At 68.5% G+C, this 16,449-nt stretch carries 16 protein-coding genes; 4 read left to right on the forward strand and 12 right to left on the reverse strand.

The window, feature by feature from the left end:
- The 3 genes from VFS34_06220 to VFS34_06230 form a co-directional block, all read right to left on the reverse strand.
- Positions 1 to 810, reverse strand: an 810-nt coding sequence (locus VFS34_06220; protein HET9794040.1) for an NYN domain-containing protein, incomplete at its 3' end; no start/stop codon positions are given.
- Between the two features lie 92 nt (positions 811 to 902).
- On the reverse strand, positions 903 to 1,343 hold the full coding sequence (locus VFS34_06225) for a PaaI family thioesterase (GenBank protein ID HET9794041.1): 441 nt from the start codon (positions 1,341 to 1,343) through the stop codon (positions 903 to 905).
- A gap of 10 nt (positions 1,344 to 1,353) precedes the next feature.
- Complete coding sequence (locus VFS34_06230; GenBank protein HET9794042.1) at positions 1,354 to 2,025, reverse strand: lytic transglycosylase domain-containing protein; 672 nt, start codon at positions 2,023 to 2,025, stop codon at positions 1,354 to 1,356.
- A 193-nt stretch (positions 2,026 to 2,218) separates the two neighbouring features.
- On the opposite strand from VFS34_06230, the gene VFS34_06235 reads away from it, so the two are divergent.
- Positions 2,219 to 3,775, forward strand: a complete 1,557-nt coding sequence (locus VFS34_06235) for an IPT/TIG domain-containing protein (protein ID HET9794043.1) — start codon at positions 2,219 to 2,221, stop codon at positions 3,773 to 3,775.
- 19 nt (positions 3,776 to 3,794) lie between these two features.
- Here the strand turns inward: VFS34_06235 and xerD are convergent, their stop codons facing one another.
- The 8 genes from xerD to VFS34_06275 all read right to left on the reverse strand — a co-directional run bounded on the left by xerD (position 3,795) and on the right by VFS34_06275 (position 11,406).
- Positions 3,795 to 4,736, reverse strand: a complete 942-nt coding sequence (xerD, locus tag VFS34_06240) for a site-specific tyrosine recombinase XerD (GenBank protein ID HET9794044.1) — start codon at positions 4,734 to 4,736, stop codon at positions 3,795 to 3,797.
- Positions 4,737 to 4,755: 19 nt separating this feature from the next.
- Positions 4,756 to 6,024 (reverse strand): LeuA family protein, encoded by a 1,269-nt coding sequence (locus VFS34_06245; protein ID HET9794045.1) that lies wholly within the window; start codon positions 6,022 to 6,024, stop codon positions 4,756 to 4,758.
- A gap of 286 nt (positions 6,025 to 6,310) precedes the next feature.
- The gene (locus tag VFS34_06250; GenBank protein ID HET9794046.1) at positions 6,311 to 7,087 is read right to left on the reverse strand and encodes an enoyl-CoA hydratase-related protein; all 777 of its coding nucleotides are present in this window, start codon (positions 7,085 to 7,087) and stop codon (positions 6,311 to 6,313) included.
- A 74-nt stretch (positions 7,088 to 7,161) separates the two neighbouring features.
- Positions 7,162 to 8,043, reverse strand: a complete 882-nt coding sequence (locus VFS34_06255) for a 3-hydroxybutyryl-CoA dehydrogenase (protein ID HET9794047.1) — start codon at positions 8,041 to 8,043, stop codon at positions 7,162 to 7,164.
- Positions 8,040 to 8,363, reverse strand: coding sequence for a hypothetical protein (locus VFS34_06260; GenBank protein HET9794048.1), 324 nt, complete (start codon positions 8,361 to 8,363; stop codon positions 8,040 to 8,042). The genes VFS34_06255 and VFS34_06260 overlap by 4 nt, the downstream gene beginning before the upstream one ends.
- 274 nt (positions 8,364 to 8,637) lie before the next feature.
- A complete protein-coding gene (locus VFS34_06265; protein ID HET9794049.1) occupies positions 8,638 to 9,822 on the reverse strand; it encodes an acetyl-CoA C-acetyltransferase in 1,185 nt (394 codons plus the stop codon).
- A gap of 4 nt (positions 9,823 to 9,826) precedes the next feature.
- Positions 9,827 to 10,846: a serine hydrolase gene (locus VFS34_06270; protein ID HET9794050.1), complete on the reverse strand. Its 1,020-nt coding sequence runs from the start codon at positions 10,844 to 10,846 to the stop codon at positions 9,827 to 9,829.
- Positions 10,843 to 11,406 (reverse strand): hypothetical protein, encoded by a 564-nt coding sequence (locus tag VFS34_06275; GenBank protein HET9794051.1) that lies wholly within the window; start codon positions 11,404 to 11,406, stop codon positions 10,843 to 10,845. The genes VFS34_06270 and VFS34_06275 overlap by 4 nt, the downstream gene beginning before the upstream one ends.
- Before the next feature lie 98 nt (positions 11,407 to 11,504).
- On the opposite strand from VFS34_06275, the gene VFS34_06280 reads away from it, so the two are divergent.
- From VFS34_06280 to VFS34_06290, 3 genes are read left to right on the forward strand one after another with little or no spacing between them, the layout of a single operon-like run.
- On the forward strand, positions 11,505 to 13,322 hold the full coding sequence (locus tag VFS34_06280; protein ID HET9794052.1) for a protein kinase: 1,818 nt from the start codon (positions 11,505 to 11,507) through the stop codon (positions 13,320 to 13,322).
- Positions 13,319 to 14,956 (forward strand): tetratricopeptide repeat protein, encoded by a 1,638-nt coding sequence (locus tag VFS34_06285; GenBank protein ID HET9794053.1) that lies wholly within the window; start codon positions 13,319 to 13,321, stop codon positions 14,954 to 14,956. Before VFS34_06280 ends, VFS34_06285 begins: the two co-directional genes overlap by 4 nt.
- 20 nt (positions 14,957 to 14,976) lie before the next feature.
- A complete protein-coding gene (locus tag VFS34_06290) occupies positions 14,977 to 15,615 on the forward strand; it encodes a hypothetical protein (protein HET9794054.1) in 639 nt (212 codons plus the stop codon).
- Positions 15,616 to 15,661: 46 nt separating this feature from the next.
- On the opposite strand, the gene pgsA is transcribed toward VFS34_06290, so the two are convergent.
- The gene (gene pgsA, locus VFS34_06295) at positions 15,662 to 16,213 is read right to left on the reverse strand and encodes a CDP-diacylglycerol--glycerol-3-phosphate 3-phosphatidyltransferase (GenBank protein HET9794055.1); all 552 of its coding nucleotides are present in this window, start codon (positions 16,211 to 16,213) and stop codon (positions 15,662 to 15,664) included.
- Between the last annotated feature and the right edge of the window lie 236 nt (positions 16,214 to 16,449).

Here is a 16,449-nt window from a genome sequence, read left to right on the forward strand (position 1 = left end):
CTGTGCCTCCTCGAGCAGGGTCGAGAACGAGTCGAATCCGTAGTAGCTCTCGTTGAAGTACGGCTTCTTGCGCTGCATCGTCTGCTTGACCATCGATCCCCAGATCACGTCCTTGTTCTCGCGCTTCAAGGCCAGGATCGAGTCGAGCATCAGGCGGAACACCTCGCGGCGCTTCTCCGGCAGCTGGTCGAGGGACGGAAGACCCGCGGCGGGCCCGCGCACGAGGTCCTCGTAGAAGATGAACTCGTCGCAGTTGGAGACGAGGAGGTCCGACGAGGAGTTCTTCACGCCGACGCCGAGCGTCCGCTTGTCGTTCTCCTTCAACTTCGAGACGAGCGGCGAGAAATCGGAATCCCCGGACGCGATCACGAAGGTCGTGATGTGCCCCTTCGAGTAGCAGAGGTCCATCGCGTCGACGACGAGCCGGATGTCGGCCGAGTTCTTCCCCGTGTAGCTCCGCTGCGGGATGTCGATCAGCTCGATCGCGTTCTCGTGGAAGGGCCGCTTGTAGTCGAGGTAGCGGCTCCAGTCGGCATAGGCCTTCTTGTAGACGATCTTCCCCTTCTCGAGCAGCCGCTCCAGCATGAGGTCGATGTCGAACTTCGGATACTTCGCCTCCCGCGCGCCGATCGCGAGGTTGTCGAAGTCGATGAAGACCGCCAGGCGCTGTTCGTCGTTGGAAGAGGTGGGCATCGGGGACGGCCCTCCGCTGGAGGTGAACATCACGGTCTCGGACGGCGCGAACGCCGGCGGCGCCGGAGGTGCCGGCGCCTCGAAGACCTCGAAGGGAGGCGCGAGAGCGGCGGCCACGGCGCTCTCCCCCGTCGTTTTCTTCCGGTGGCGGACCCCGCCGCGCCGGCTTCGCCGCTTCGGTTTCGCCGCGGCGGAGCCCTCCGGCTCCGTCACAGCTCGCACTCGGCCGGGTCGGCCGGGCTCGTCAGGAGGAACGAGGTCAGCACGGTCGCGACCAGGTCCCCTCCGTCGTCGTACAGATCGATGGTTCCCACGTTGATGCGTTTTCCTTTCTTGACCACGCGGGCGCGGGCGGTGACGTCCGTCCGGGCCCTCTTGAAGTAGTGGATGGTGAGGTCCGCGGTCGCAAACCCCATCTCTCCGTCGAAATTCGTCGAGAGCGCGAACGCCATGGCGGAATCGGCGAGGGTCGCGAGCACCCCGCCGTGAACCGCGCCGTGGCCGTTCGAGATCTCGGGACGGAAGGGCATCCGCAGCGTGCACCCGTCGAGCGAGAGCTCCTCGATCGTCGGATGGAGCATCGCGGCGATCGGGTGGTTTCTGAGCCGGTCGGAGAGTCTCTCCTTCAGGTCCGGCGAAATGCCTTCCATCCGACCGATTCTATACGGTCGGGGCGGGCGGCGGAGGAGACCACCAGGAAAGGATCTTCTTGACGTAATTGACCGTTTCCCGGTACGGCGGAACGCCGCCGTACGACTCGACGGCGTCCTCGCCCGCGTTGTACGCGGCGAGCACGAGCTCGGGAGCGTTCGAAAATCGAACACAAAGCGATTTGAGGTATCTCACGCCGCCGCGAATGTTCGCGGCGGGATCAAACGATCGTCGGACCCCCAACCTTTCCGCGGTCGCCGGCATCAGCTGCATGAGGCCCCGCGCTCCCTTGCGCGAGACCGCGTACGGATTGAAGTTCGACTCCGCCCGGATCAGCGCCGTCACGAATCCGACGTCGAGGTTCGCTTTCCGGCACTCCTCGTCGATCAGGCGCGCGTAAGGCGTGGGCCGTGAGGCATTTCGGACGGTCTTGTACGAAAGGTCGAGGCCCTTTCGTGCGGGTTTCAAGTCCTTCACCTCCGCCGGAGGGGCAGCCACTTCGTCGTCGACGATTCGTTCGACGGCCAGGAGCGAGGTCGTGTATCCGCCGCCGCCCGGCAAGGTGATCTCGATGTCTTCCCCGGAAACCCGGTAGTCCGAGATCTTGACGATCCGCCCGTCGTTGAAGATGGCGAGCGATGCTGCGGCGGGGGCGGAAATCCCGCAGAAAACCAACAGCATCAAAGAGAAAGCCGATTTCATCCCTTCCGGGAACGAGGGGGCCTCGCCGGTTATTTCCATTGACTCCCCATGATACTCGACTATACTGCCGACCCTATAGACCAAACGCATCGCGAGCCCGTGTATCAAAGGGGTATTTCTATCTGATCGAAGCCCAGCCGGCGGACGCCTCCTGGGAAAAAGGAGAAGAAGGATGAAAGATCGACAGCGTTTCTCTTTCCGGAGGCTCGGCCTCGCCGCCGCGGCCCTCGCGGCGATCGGCCTCGCCGGAGCGCGGACCGCGGGCGCGGTCGCGTGCAGCACGGCACCGAACGTGACCAGCGTTTCGCCGGATTTCGGCCCGCAGACGGGGGGCCTTCCGCAAGTCAAGGTCCTCGGTACCGGATTCTGCTCGTCCGGCCTGAAGGTCTGGTTCGGAGCGAACAAGGTCTCCAACGCGAACGTCAGCTTCGTCAGCTCGACGGAGGTCGACGTCACCCCACCCGCTTCCACCATCGTCGGATCCGTGACCGTGCGCGTCCAGCAGCAGACGTCGTCGAAGACGAAGCAGTCCCGTCTCCTCAACGGGTACACCTACACCTGCGTCGGCTGCACGGTGACCCCGGTGTCGCTCCAGTTCGAAGGAGTCGACACGGCCGCGCAGACGACGGAACCCAACGGCGTGCTCGAGCCGGGTGAATCCACGGTCGCCATCAAGCCCACCGTCCAGAATACGAGCGGCTCCACGGAAGACTCCGTGACCGGTGCGATCACGAGCTTCACCGGCCCCCAGAACGCCGCGAGCGACATCGTCTACCACATGGACGACTCGGCCGCCGACTACGGCTCGATCTCCTCGGGCGCGACGGCGGACTGCGGGTCCGACTGCTATGCCGCGACCATCACGATCGGCGGCAGCGGCAACCGTCCGACGGTCAACACCCCCTCGGACATCGACTGGGATGCGCAGATGGAGGAAACGCCGACGACGACCGTCGCCTCCGTGACGGCTGCCCAGACCCCCTACACGTGGCGCGTCCACGTCGGCGGCACGTTCACGGACGAGCCGAAGAGCGACACCTTCTACGACTACGTGGAACGCCTCGTCCACAACCACGTGACCTTCGGCACGAACGCCTTCGCCGGGTTGTTCTCGCCGGGCCAGCACTCTCCCCGCAACCAGATGGCGACCTTCATCGCCCGCGCCTTCGCCGCGGGCGACGCGAACGTCCCGGCGAGCGGGACGATCTCCCCGGCCGAGAACCCGCTCGTCAACGGGAGCTACAACTGCGACTCCGGCCCGTCGCTCTTCGCCGACGTGGGGCTCGGCGACGCCAACTTCTGCCGGTACATCCACTACATCACGAAGCTCAACGTCACGAGCGGATGCAACGCGTCGGTCCCGGACTACTGCCCGTTGACGAACGTCTCGCGCGCCGTCATGGCGGTCTTCATCTCGCGCGCCCTCGTCCCGGGTCTCGGAGACCCCGGCGTTCCGAACTCGAACACCGGGACGGGGCCGTACGCTTCCCGGAGCTACGACTGCGCGAACGGTCCCTCGCCGTTCCTCGACGTCCCGCTCGACAGCCCGGCGGGAACGAATCCGAGCTGCAAGAACATCGGATACATCTGGACGCTCGGGATCATCGACGGCGATTGCGGCAGCTGCAACAACACCGCGAACTTCTCCCCGAACGACCTCGTCACCCGCGGCCAGATGTCGAAGTTCATCGACAACGCGTTCAACCTGGTCATCGGCCCCGCCCAGTAAACGGAATTCGAACCGGACCCTACGGGCCCCCTTCGCGGGGGCCCTTTTTTTTGCGAGCCCGCGGGTGGAACTCGTCGTACACGGAGCGCAGCCGGGCCCGCGAGACGTGCGTGTAGATCTGGGTCGTCGCGATGTCGGCGTGCCCGAGCATCATCTGGACGGATCGAAGGTCCGCTCCATGCTCCAGCAGGTGCGTCGCGAAGGAATGGCGGAGCACGTGCGGCGAGATCTTCCCCCGGATCCCGGCCTTCCGTGCGTAGTTCTCGATCAGCTGCCAGAAGCGCTGGCGCGTCATCGGCGCGCCGCGCCGGTTGAGGAACAGGTGCGGCGAGCGCTTCGCGTCGAGGTCCGGCCGCGCCTCCGCGACGTACCGCCCGATCCATTTCCTCGCCGCCCGGCCGAGCGGGACGAGCCGCTCCTTGTTCCCCTTCCCCATCACGAGAACCGTTCCCGACGGGAGGTCGACCCGTTCGGTTTCGAGGCGAACGAGCTCCGAGACGCGCAGCCCGGTCGCGTAGAGGGTTTCGAGCATCGCGCGATCGCGGAGGCCGAGCGGGTCGGACGCGTCGGGAGCCGCGAGGAGCGCATCGACGTTCTCCGCCGAAAGGACGTGCGGCAGGGCGGCCCAGGTCTTCGGGTTCTCGACGTGCGCGGTCGGGTCCTCGGCGAGGATCCTCTCGCCGACCGCGAATCCGAAGAAACCGCGGAGCGCGGAGACCAGGCGCGCGGCCGAGCGGGCCGAGAGCCCCGCGGCGCGCCGCGCCTGGAGATGGCGCACGACCTCGGCGCGGCCGACGTCGGCGAGCGCGATCCGCCGCGACGCGAGCCAGCGCCCGAACGCGGCCAGATCCCGGCCATACGCTTCGACGCTCCGCGGCGAGAGACCGCGCTCGACCGACAGCCGGTCGAGATACGTCGGGAGGTGCCGGTCGAGGAATTCGTCGGGGGCGTCCGCGCGCATGCGGCGCCGCTTCGCGACCTCAGGAGACCGCGAGCGTCTTCGTCGGCGCCTTCCGGCGGCAGATCTCCAGGATCTCCTCGTCGGTCAGGACCCGGTCGCTCGTCTTCGCCGCCTGGAAGATCGCCGAGACGACCTCGGGAGCGGCGTCGATTCCGTGCTCGGAGAGCCAGTAGACGACGTTCGACTCCCCCGACATCGGCCCGATCTCGATCTTCTGCCGGCGTCCGACCATCGCGGCCGGAACGCCCGAGTAGACGCGGTCGGCGAGCCAGTCGTCCCCCTTGTGGCGCGCCTTGATGATCGCGGCGGCATGGACTCCCGTGCCGGTGCGGAACGCGTCCTTGCCGACGATCGGATAGTTGTCGGTGAGCGGGACTCCCGTCGCCTCCGAGATCGTCCGGCAGTAGCGCGAGAGCGCGGTCAGGTCCCGGTCGATCCATCCGAGGAGCTGCAGGTTCACGAGCAGCTGGTCCATCGGCGTGTTGCCGACGCGCTCTCCGATGCCGAGTCCCGTTCCGTGCACCCGGTGCGCGCCCGCCTCGAGCGCGGTGATCGAATTGATCACGCCGAGACCGCGATCCTGGTGCCCGTGCCAGTCGACCTTGACGTCCGGGGCGATTTCGTCGACGAGCGCCCGGGTCCAGGAAACGAGCGCGCGCACGCCGTCCGGCGTCGCGTGGCCGACCGTGTCGCACACGCAGACGCGGGAGGCGCCGGCGCGGATCGCCGCCGTGAACAGCGTCCGGAGGTCGTCCGGGTGCGAGCGGGTCGTGTCCTCGGTGACGTACATGATCGGAAGACCCTCGCGGACGCAGAGAGAGACGGCGTCCTCGGTGAGCCGCAGGATCTTCTCCATGCTCCAGTCTTCCGCGTACTGCCGGATCGGAGACGAGCCGATGAAGGCGTGCACCTCGATCGAGACGCCGTACTTCTGGGAGATCTCGACGATCGGCAGGATGTCGGACGCGATCGTCCGCGCCGCGCACGTCGGCCGGAGGCGCATTCCGGTCGTCGCGATCTCCTCGATGATCCGGGAGACGTCGCGGACGACGTGCGGGCCGGCGCCCGGCAGCCCGACGTCGGCGACGTCGATCCCGAGCGCGTTCATCAGGTGGAGGATTTCGAGCTTCTTCTCGATCGAGGGAGTGCGGACCGAGGGCGACTGGAGCCCGTCGCGCAGCGACTCGTCGTCGAGCTCGACCGGCAGGAAGAACGGCTTCGGCGCGTGCGCGGCGCGATTCCAGTCGTAAACGAGGTCCGATTCCGCCGGCCGGGGTTTGGATTCCATCGCGGGAATTCTACCGCGTTCGCTCCGCAACGTGGTCGCGCTTCATCCGGCGGTGCGCGGACCTCGACGAGCGATTCGCGCCGTTCGGGAGATGAGACAGAACGACTCCCCCCGTCCCGGGAACCCGAGGCGGCCCCTCGGCGATCGCCAAACGATGAGGCGCGTCGAGGCGCGGGCCCGGCGGGATGCGGGCCGACCGCCACGTCCCGAGGCGTACCGGGGCATATGTCGCCGGGCGGCGCGGGCGGCACGCGCCCGTATTCGCTCGAGGGATGGTCCGCGCCCGCTATTTTCCCGAGAAGCGCGCGACGCGCTTTTCGAGAAAAGCCTTCATCCCCTCCCGCATATCCTCCGTGGAGGCGCACACGCCGAACAGCGTCGCTTCGAGCTCCAGCCCGTCCTCGAGAGGAAGGTCCAGGCCGTTGTGGATCGCGTCCATCGTGAACGCGACCGCCAGCGGGGCGTTGGCGAGGATTTTTCCGGCGAGCTCGCGGGCCGCGGCGAGGGCCTCCCCGGCGGGAACGACGCGGTTGACGAGGCCGATCCGGAACGCCTCGGCCGCGCCGATCGGCTCGCCGGTCAGGCAGATCTCCATGGCTCGCCCCTCTCCGACGATCCGCGCGAGCCGCTGCGATCCCCCGTACCCCGGAAGGATCCCGAGCTTGACCTCCGGCTGGCCGAGCTTCGCGTTCTCCGAAGCGACACGCAGCGTGCAGGCGAGCGCGAGCTCGCACCCGCCGCCGAGAGCGAAACCGTTGATCGCCGCGATCACGGGTTTCCCGAGATTCTCGAGACGGGAGAAGACGGCCTGCCCGCGGAGCGCGTGCGCGCGCCCCGTGACCGGCGTCATGGTGGCGAGCTCCGAAATGTCGGCGCCCGCGACGAACGCCTTCGGCCCCGCGCCCGTGACGATCATCGCGCCCACGCCGTCGTTCGAGCGCGCCTGCTGGATCGCGCCGTCCAGCTCCTCGAGCACCTGCGAGTTCAGCGCGTTCATCTTCTCGGGACGGTTGACCGTCGCCAGCAGGATCCGGTCGACGACTTCGATCTCGACGAGAGCCATGGATTTCCTCCTATCGGGCCGGCGGGCCCGGGCGGGCGCGCCGGATCCCGGCGGCGAGCGTCCTCGCCGGCACGTCAGCGGGCCGCGTCGGCCTCCCGGCGGTTCCCCTTCTCGTCGTAACGGTAGAAGCCGCGCCCGGTCTTCCGGCCGTACATCCCCGCGAGCACCATCTTCTTCATGAGCGGCGGCGGAGCGAAGCGCTTCTCCCGGTACTCGTGAAACATGATCTCGCTGATGTAGTACGCCGTGTCGATTCCGACGAAATCGAGGAGGGTGAAGGGGCCCATCGGGTACGCGCAGCCGAGCTGCATCCCCTTGTCGATGTCCTCGACGGAGCCGACCCCCTCCTCGAGCGCGCGGATCGCGTCGAGGAGATACGGAACGAGGAGGCGGTTGACGATGAATCCGGAATTGTCGCGCGCGGCGATCGGCTCCTTGCCGAGCGACCGGGCGAACGCGAAGACCGCCTTCTGCGTTTCCGACGACGTGAGGATCGTCTGGACGACCTCCACGAGCTTCATGACCGGAACCGGGTTGAAGAAATGGAGCCCGGCGAACCGGTCGGGCCGTTTCGTCGCCATCGACATCTCGATGATCGTCAGCGAGGAGGTGTTCGAACAGAAGATCGTCTCCGGCTTGCAGACGCGATCCAGCGTGCCGAACGTCTCCTTCTTGAGGTCCAGGTTCTCCACGATCGCCTCGAGAATGAAGTCGCAGTCCTTCAGGTCGTCGAGCGACGTCGTCCCCGAAAGCCTCGCGCCGATCGCCTCGCGGTCGGCCGCCGAGAGCTTTCCCTTCTCGACCGCTCGGGCGAGCGACCCGTGCAGCCGGTCCATCCCCTTCTTCAGGAAGCCTTCGTCGACCTCCCGCACGACGGTGTCGTACCCGGCTTTCGCGCAAACCTCCGCGATGCCCGAGCCCATCAGCCCGCACCCCAGCACGCCGACTTTCTTCATTCTTTCTCGCTCCTGCCGTCGATGTCTTCTTCCGGAACCGGCGCATCATACCCGAACGATTCGCCACAAAAGTCGTGAAGCGAAAGGTCGGAGGAGAACTCCGGACCGGGGAACGCGTAGATCGGAGACGAGGGCGACCGCGTCACCCATCCGCGGCCGACCCACAGGCCGACGAGCTCCGAGAAGAGCGCGGCGTCGCCGAGCGCCGCGCCGACCGCGGACAGGTCCCCGAGCGACTTCGACTTGAGCTGTCGGAGGAAATCGTCGACCGCCGCGGTGCGAACGGGAAAATCGAGGAGGCGGGACGAGAGGTCGGTCATCGGGCCGGATTATGCACGATGAACAACGGATGAATCCTGATGCGCGCATCGAGTGCGGGTAATCGGCGTCACTCGTCCCGCGGCGAGATGGAATCGTCGTTCCGGATGGTTCGGTTGAAACGACGTCGAGGCGCGGCCAGACGCGAGCGAGACGGGTTGCGGGGTCGCCCGCGCCGTCCCGAGGCGTACTGAGAGCGTACGTTGAGGGCGGCGCGGGCAGCACGCGCCCGTAGTCGCTCGATGTATGGTCCGCGCCAGCGAATGCGCCAGCGTTCTAGCGTTCGAGGATCATGGCGTACCCCTGCCCGCCCCCGATGCACGCCCCCGCCAACCCCCGTTTCACGCCCCTTCGCCTCATCTCGTAGAGAAGCGTCAGCGCCAGCCGGGCGCCCGTCGCCCCGAGCGGATGGCCGAGCGCGATCGCGCCGCCGTTGGCGTTCAGCCGATCGCGGTCGATCCCGAGGTCCTTCACGACGCCGAGAATCTGTCCGGCGAAAGCCTCGTTGATTTCCCAGAGGTCGATGTCCGCGATCGACAGCCCCGCCTCCGCGAGCGCCTTCCGCGCCGCGGGCGCCGGGCCGATCCCCATCAGCTCCGGGTCGCAGCCGACGACCGCCCACCCCGCGATCCGGCCGAGCGGGGTCTTACCCTCCGCCCGCGCCTTCTCCGCGGACGTCACGACGAGCGCCGCGGCGCCGTCGACGATCCCGGAGGCGTTCCCCGCCGTGACCATGCCGTTCTCGCCGAACGAAGGCTTCAGCTTCGCGAGCGCCTCGATCGACGTATCGGGCCGCAGCGAATCGTCGGCCGAGATCGTCTGCGGTCCCTTGCGGGTCTTGACGGTGATCGGGGCGATCTCCTCCGCGAACTTCCCGGCCGCCTGGGCCGCGGCGGCGCGCCGCTGCGACTCGAGCGCGAACGCATCCTGCTCCTCGCGCGTCACCCCGTATTTCGCGGCGACGCGGTCGGACGTCTGCGCCATCATGAGCCCCGAGTACGTGTCGAGGAGGGCCTCGTAGAGCGAGTCCTCGAGCTTTGCGCCTCCGAGCCGGAATCCCTTCCGCGCGCCGCGAATGACGTGCGGCGCCTGCGTCATGTTCTCCATGCCGCCGACGAGCACGGTCTGCGCGTCCCCGAGCAGGATGCGGTCGGCGCCCTGCGCGATCGCCTCGAAGCCGGAGCCGCAGAGCCGGTTGACGGTCAGCGCCGGCACCTCCTTCGGAACGCCGGCCTTGAGCGCCACGTGGCGCGCGCCGTAAACGGCGTCCGAGGAGGACTGGATCACGTTTCCGAAGATCACGTGGTCGATCGTGGAGGGCTCGACGCCGGAGCGCCGGAGCGCCTCCTTCGCCGCGACGACTCCGAGGTCGATCGCGGAGACGTCCGAAAAGACTCCGTTGTAGTCGGCCATCGGGGTGCGCGCCCCGTCCAGGATGACGATGTCGTTCTTGGGCTTCATGCGGCTAGTCTACGTCGACCGCGGCCTCGTGGAACCGCCGGCGCACGGCGTTGAAGTCGACCGGCCCGACCTCCGGGTGCACGCGGTTCGTCAGCAGAACGTAAATCCTCCCGCGCTCCCGGTCGATCCAGACCGACGTTCCGGTGAAACCCGTGTGGCCGATCGACGACTCGGGAAAAGCGTCGATCGCCGAGCCCGCGCCGCGCTTGCGCTGCCAGAAGAGGCCGCGCGACTCGGGAAGATCGGGAGTTCCGTCGTCGCCGAACTCGCCGGCCGAGCCGAGCCATGGACGCGCGAGCTTCCAGACGTCTTCCGCGGTTCCGAACAGGCCCGCGTGCGCGGCGACGCCGCCGCGCCCCCACGCGTTCCCGTCGTGTACTTCCCCGCGGATCGTCTCCGTGCGGAAGCCGCCGAAGCGGATACCGAGCTTTTCGCAGAGCTCCGCCTCGAAGCGGTTCCCGCGTTCGGTCGGCATCGCGCGCTCCGCGTCGGCAAGGGGGCCGAAAACCGCTCCGCTGGCGGCGGGCGACGCGATCTCGCGCGCGAACGCGCGATCGATCGGCTCCGAGAGGACCGTCTCGAGGATCTCGCCGAACACGAGCGTCCCGAGGTCGCTGTAGACGACCGATTTGCCCGGCCTCGACTCCGGCTCGAGGGTCGCGAGCGCCCGCCGGTAGGCGTGCGCGCCGAACCCCGACGCGTACAGCGGGCGCCAGGCCGGAAGACCCGAGACGTGGGTCGCGAGATGACGCACGCGAATGTCCTCGAAACGCGTGCGCTTGAAATCCGGGAGGTAATCGCCGATCGCGCGATCCCACTCGAGCCCCTGGTTCGCCGCCAGGCGCGCGAGCGCCGCCGTCGTGAGGACCTTCGTCAGCGAGGCGAGGTCCCAGAGAGCATCCTTCGGCGCGTTCCGGGCCGCCTGGAACTCGATCCGATTTCCGGAGCCGACGAGCGCCGTGCCGGAGGGAAAGCTTCCCGCCTCGATCTCGGCCTCCAGGAAATCGCCGAGCGGATCGCTCACCGGCGAGGTGCCGGAACGCCCGCCTCGGCGAGCTGGCGGCGATAGCGGGAAACGAGCGCGTCGTTCGCCGTTTCCGACGGATCGCCGGGCTTCCGTCCTTCCCTCTCGCGCTCGACCGCGCGTCTTTCCAGGTCCGCCGCCTGGCGCGCCAGCGACTCGCGGGTCGGCGCGTCCGTCGACGCGGAGGCCGCCTCGCGCAGCGCGGCGGCGGCTTTGCGATCGATCTCGACCTCCCGGCGAATCGCCGCGCGCTCGTCCAGGCGCATCCGGGCCTCGAGAACTTTCTGGCGCACCCACAGAGATTCTTCGGTCCCCCGGCCCCCTTCGAAGGAGGACACGTCGTCGTCCGGCCTCCCGGGCTCCGAACGCGGACGGGCACGGGCGTCGGCCCGGACCGCGGCGACGTATTCCTGCACCTGGTGCTCCGTGAGCCTCCCGTCGGCCGCCGGGTGGTACGGGCGGCCGATCGCCGGCGCGGCAGGCGCGCGGGAAACGGGCGCGTCTCCCCCGCAACCCGCCGCGAGGACGGCCGGAACGAGCCAGAGCGGGAGCGCGCGCATTTCACTCCAACTTAACGGACGAACGTCCGCACGACAAGTCGGCTTTACCCTCGCCGCCGCTTCCGATACACTTCCCGTTCAGCGACGGCAAGGACTCAATGATCGAAAAACTGGGCAAGTACGAGATCGTCGAGAAGATCGGCGTCGGCGGCTTCGGAACCGTCTATCGGGGACGCGACCCGTTCATCAAAAGAACCGTCGCGGTGAAGACCTGCCAGTCCGAGGACGAGGAGATCAAGAAGCGGTTCTTCCGCGAGGCGGAGCTTTCGGGCAACCTTCACCACCGGAACATCACCACGATCTACGACTTCGGCGTCCAGGACGGAATCCCCTACATCGTCCAGGAGTACCTGACCGGCGAAGATCTGGACAAAATGATCAAGCGGGGAGACGTGATCCCGCTCGCGCGCAAGCTCGAGATCCTGATGGACGTCTGCGAGGGGCTCGGGTACGCGCATGCGGCCGGGATCATCCACCGCGACATCAAGCCCTCGAACATCCGGATCCTCCAGGACGGCGCCGTCAAGATCATGGACTTCGGGATCGCGAAGTCCTTCCAGTCGGAATCGACGCTGACCCAGACCGGGATCACGCTCGGCACGGCCGCGTATCTGGCGCCCGAGCAGATCCGCGGCGAGGCCGTCGATCCGCGGACCGACATCTTCTCGCTCGGCGTCCTCGCGTACGAGCTGCTGACCGGCCAGAAGCCGTTTCGCGGCGAGCACATCTCGACCGTTCTCTTCAAGATCCTGAACGAGAAGCCGGATCCGGTGAGCCGGCAGGTTCCGGAGATACCCGCCTCCGTCGATCGCGCCGTCGAGAAGGCGATCGAAAAATCTCCGCCGAACCGGTACGAGTCCGTCGCCGAGTTCAAGCGCGATCTCGCCGCCATCGTCAAGCAGATTCCGATCGGCGACGTGACCGGCGCGACGGCGATCCGCCCGGCCCTCGTCGACAATCCGGTCGTCCGTCCCTTCCCGTCGGCGGAGTCCGCCGGAGCGGGGATCACCCCGCCTTCCGGCGCCCTCGCGCGCTCGCCGGTACCGCCGGACGCCACCCCGAGCGGCGCCCGGCGCAACGTGTCCCTCGAGCTGATGGACTTCCGCGACCCGAACGCCGTCGAGGAGCCCGCTCCCGTCCCCGCGGCCGCCGGCACCGCCCCGGTCGCGGTCGCGCCGGCTCCGGGCGGCACCTCCCACGGCATGATCTTCGGGATCGTCGTCGCGGTCCTCGCCATCGGCGGAGGGGCGTACTGGTATTTCGCGATTCGCCCGCTGGCGGCTCCTCCGCCGGCCGTGTCCCGGCCGCCGGCGCCGACCGCTCCCGCCTCTCCGGCCATCCCGCCGCCCGCGGCTCAGAAGAAAGAGGCGAAACCGGAGGCCGCGACCGAGAACAAAGCGGAATCGAAGCCGGAAGCTCCGCCGCAGAAGGCGGAGAAGAAGAAAGAAGAGCCGCCGCCGAAGGCGGAGCCGGCGGCTCCCCGCAAGATTCCGGTCTCGTTCTCGACCACTCCCTCGGCGACGCTCTACCTCGACGGGAAGGAAGTCGGAGAGACGGTCCCTCGCAAGACGCTGAAGCTCGACGAAGGCAAGCACACGCTGCGGTTCGAGCTGGAAGACGGCACGACGTTCGAACAGGCGTTCGAGGTCGGACGCGGCGGGCAGGACAGCTTCTTCCACCAGTTCCCGATCGGGTCGATCCTCGTCACCGCCGGACCGGAGTGGAAGGGCGCGAAGGTCCTCGTCGACTCGAAACTGCGCGGCCGGATCCCCCTGTCGGGCGTGCTGATGGCTTCGCCCGGCGCGCACGAGATCGCCGTGATCGCCGACGGGATCCCCCCCGTCCTGAAGACGATCAAGGTCGAGGCGAATCATCGGGAAGAGGTCCACATCGCCGCGCCGGAGAAGACCCCTTGAGGAAGCTCTCCGCTCTCGCCCTGCTCCTCCTGGTCTCCGCCGCCGCGTTCGCCGCGGACACGGACAAGATCGTGGCCGACGCCCGACGGGCGTTCGAGGCGGGGAAGTTCAAGGAAGCCGCCGCGAAGTACCTGCAGGCCGCCGCCACTCCCGACCTCACCGCGGATCAGGTCTCCGATTTCTCGCTGCAGGCGGCATGGGCTTCGTACATCGGCGGCGACGCTCCCGCGTCGCGCGACGCCCTGAAGAAGGCGTTCGCCGCCCGTCCCGACATGGAAGTCCTCCCGGAGTTCTACAGCCAGGACTTCGCCAATCTCGCCGGAGCCGTCAAATCACAGACCGCGCCCGCGCCGAAGGCCGACCTCGAGGAGCTGAAACGGAGCGCGCGCGAACGGCTCGCGGGAGGCCTCGCGCAGGACGTCGTCTACGATCTGAAGAGGGTCGGCGAGACGAACGATCCCGAGATCCACCGGCTGCTGGCCGAGGCCTACGACAAGCTCGGAAAGAGCGCCGAGGCGGACGCCGAACGCAAGCGCGCCGAAGGGGCGGCATCCGGGATCACCACGTCCTCGATCGGCGCCCTTCCGACGTCCGCGCCGCCGCCGCCCGCTCAGGCGGGGCCGTCGGACATCGCTCCCCTCCTGGCGTCCGCCGACGAGGCGCTCGGAAAGAAGGACTGGGCGGCCGCGGCGGCCCTGGCGAAGGACGCGCAGGAGAAGGACCCCCGGAGCGGCGCGGCCCACCGCGTCGGCGGAGACGCCGCGCTCGGCGCCGGCGACACGGCCACCGCGGAGCGGGAGTACATCGCCGCGGCGACTCTCGATCCGGCGGACGCGAAGGCGCAGATCGGCCAGGGAAGAGTCGCCGACATCAACCACCAGCCCAACACCGCCGCCGCGCACTACCGCAAGGCGCTCGAGCTCGATCCGAAGGCGCTCTCCGCCGCGCTCGCCCTCGGCGAATCGCTCAACGAAGCGGGAGACAAGTCCGCGGCGCGCCAGGCGTTCGGCCGCGCGACCGAGATCGCGCCGGGCGACGCGGCCGCCCGCGACCGTTTCGCCGTCTTCCTCGCCGCCGAAAACGAGCCCGCGGCCGCGATCGAACAGGGGATGGAGGCGGTCAAGGCGGCGCCGGACGTCGCCGCCTATCACGCCCATCTCGGCCGCGCCTACGCCGCGATGAAATCGGCCCCGGAAGCTGAGCGGGAGCTTCGCGAGGCCGTTCGCCTCGACGAGAAGGACGAAGCGTCGTGGGTGGCGCTCGGCGGGGTCCTGAAGGCCGCCGGAAAGAACGCCGACGCCGCCGACGCTTACGGCCACGCGCTCGCGCTCGCGCCCCGCGACGAGACGGCGATCCTCGGCCGAGCGACCGCGCTCGCCGACACCGGGCGATGGGAAGACGCCGAGCAGCTCCTCAAGAGCGCCGCCGCCGAGATGCCGGGCTCCGCCGCGATCGTGCACGATCTCGGCGTCGCCGAGTTCCGGCTGGGGAAGTGGGACGCGGCCGTCGAGGCGCTCCAGAAAGCCGCGGCCGCCGCGCCCGGGTCCGCCGAGACGAAGGCCGCGCTCGCGCGCGCCGTCGCGGTCCGGGACTTCCTGGCGGCCGCCCGGCCGATCGCGCCCGCCGCCCCCTGACCGACGATCCGGATTCACGGATGGACGGGACCGTCGCGGGACGCGACGAGCCGCGCCGGCTTCCGGTCACGCCGGACGAGGAGTTCCTCCACGGCGAGCCGCCCCTGTCGACGCTCTTTCCCGGCGCGCTCGGCGAATCACCGCTCGAAATCGAGTTCGGAACGGGAAAGGGGCGGTTCCTGATCGAATCGGGCCGGCTCCATCCGGGCCGCCGCTTCCTCGGCATCGAGCGAAGCCTCGCCTACTACCGGATCGCGCGCGATCGGATCGCGGGATCCGGTCTCGCCAACGTCCGGGTCCTCCGGGCCGACGCGGCCGAGGTGGCGGAGCGCCTCCCGCCGGGCGCCGTCTCCGCCTTCCACGCGTACTTCCTCGACCCCTGGCCCAAGAAGAAACAGCAGAAGCGGCGCCTCCTCGGCGAGCACTTCTTCGCGGCGGCCGCCATTCCGGCCCGCTCGGGCGGGCTCTTCCGCATCGTCACCGACCACGCCGATTACGGCGACGCGATCGCGCGGGCCATCGACCACGCGATCGCCGCGGGCACTCCGTGGCAGAGGGCCGCGTGGGATTCCGCGCCGCCCCCTCCCCCGACGCACTATGAGCTGAAGTATCGAGCGGCGGGGCGGAGCTTCCGCCGCTTCCTCCTGGTCAGAACCTAGCCGGGCTCGGACGCTTGACCCGCGACTCGCCGACCCGTGACTGCGGCTACGCCGCGGGTTCTTCCGCGAGGACTCTCTTCCAGAACTTGGCGAAGTAGTCCGCGGCCGACGCCACGGCGAAGAACACGACCGTGTAGAGCGCCACCTGGGACGTCGTGTAGAGGAATCCGTATCGGAAGCTCACGATCAGCAGCGAGATCGCCACGATCTGCGTGAACATCTTGAATTTTCCGAGCGGCGAGGCGGGAATCACGATGCCACGCGCCGCCGCGATCGACCGAAGGCCGGAAACGGCGAACTCCCGCCCCACGATGACGACGACCGTCCAGGCCGGCGCGACTCCGAGGTCGACGAGGGAGATGAAGGCCGCCGACGTCAGCAGCTTGTCCGCGATCGGATCGAGGAGCGTGCCGAGCCGCGTGACCTCCCGGCGGCGCCGCGCGAACCAGCCGTCGAAGAAATCGGTGATGGCCGCGATCCAGAAGATCGCGAGGCCGAGCACTTCGCGGAAGTCGAACTTCGTGAGGAGGACGACCACGAGGAACGGCACGAGGAAGATCCGGAGGAGCGTCAGCCAGTTCGGCAGGTTGAGCTTCAAGGCCGGAGGATTCTATCGCCGGAGACCGGCGGCCGCACTCGCCGCCATCGTTGGAGCGCGCGGGACCTCGTGAGACAATAGCGCGAAAGCGTGCGAGCCCTCTGTCCCCGACATCCCCACAAAGCGGCGCGCGGTCGGTGCGCAGAATGCCGGCACCCGTATTGCGCGCGGTGCGAGTTCCGAACCGATCACCGGTTCTTCTGCGGCCCCGCGTGCGCTCGAGAGCACCAGCGTCG

The sequence above is a fragment of the Thermoanaerobaculia bacterium genome (assembly GCA_035717485.1).
GTDB lineage: Bacteria > Acidobacteriota > Thermoanaerobaculia > UBA5066 > DATFVB01 > DATFVB01.

What these genes read in the sequence shown, in the direction of transcription:
- VFS34_06255 (HET9794047.1), bottom strand. Translation starts at nt 8,043, where the DNA reads ATGAAGAAAGTCGGCGTGCTGGGGTGCGGGCTGATGGGCTCGGGCATC.
- xerD (HET9794044.1), bottom strand. Translation starts at nt 4,736, where the DNA reads ATGCGCGCGGACGCCCCCGACGAATTCCTCGACCGGCACCTCCCGACG.
- VFS34_06250 (HET9794046.1), bottom strand. Translation starts at nt 7,087, where the DNA reads ATGGCTCTCGTCGAGATCGAAGTCGTCGACCGGATCCTGCTGGCGACG.
- VFS34_06230 (HET9794042.1), bottom strand. Translation starts at nt 2,025, where the DNA reads ATGCTGTTGGTTTTCTGCGGGATTTCCGCCCCCGCCGCAGCATCGCTC.
- VFS34_06245 (HET9794045.1), bottom strand. Translation starts at nt 6,024, where the DNA reads ATGGAATCCAAACCCCGGCCGGCGGAATCGGACCTCGTTTACGACTGG.
- VFS34_06265 (HET9794049.1), bottom strand. Translation starts at nt 9,822, where the DNA reads ATGAAGCCCAAGAACGACATCGTCATCCTGGACGGGGCGCGCACCCCG.
- VFS34_06290 (HET9794054.1), top strand. Translation starts at nt 14,977, where the DNA reads ATGGACGGGACCGTCGCGGGACGCGACGAGCCGCGCCGGCTTCCGGTC.
- VFS34_06225 (HET9794041.1), bottom strand. Translation starts at nt 1,343, where the DNA reads ATGGAAGGCATTTCGCCGGACCTGAAGGAGAGACTCTCCGACCGGCTC.
- VFS34_06235 (HET9794043.1), top strand. Translation starts at nt 2,219, where the DNA reads ATGAAAGATCGACAGCGTTTCTCTTTCCGGAGGCTCGGCCTCGCCGCC.
- VFS34_06260 (HET9794048.1), bottom strand. Translation starts at nt 8,363, where the DNA reads ATGACCGACCTCTCGTCCCGCCTCCTCGATTTTCCCGTTCGCACCGCG.
- VFS34_06275 (HET9794051.1), bottom strand. Translation starts at nt 11,406, where the DNA reads ATGCGCGCGCTCCCGCTCTGGCTCGTTCCGGCCGTCCTCGCGGCGGGT.
- VFS34_06280 (HET9794052.1), top strand. Translation starts at nt 11,505, where the DNA reads ATGATCGAAAAACTGGGCAAGTACGAGATCGTCGAGAAGATCGGCGTC.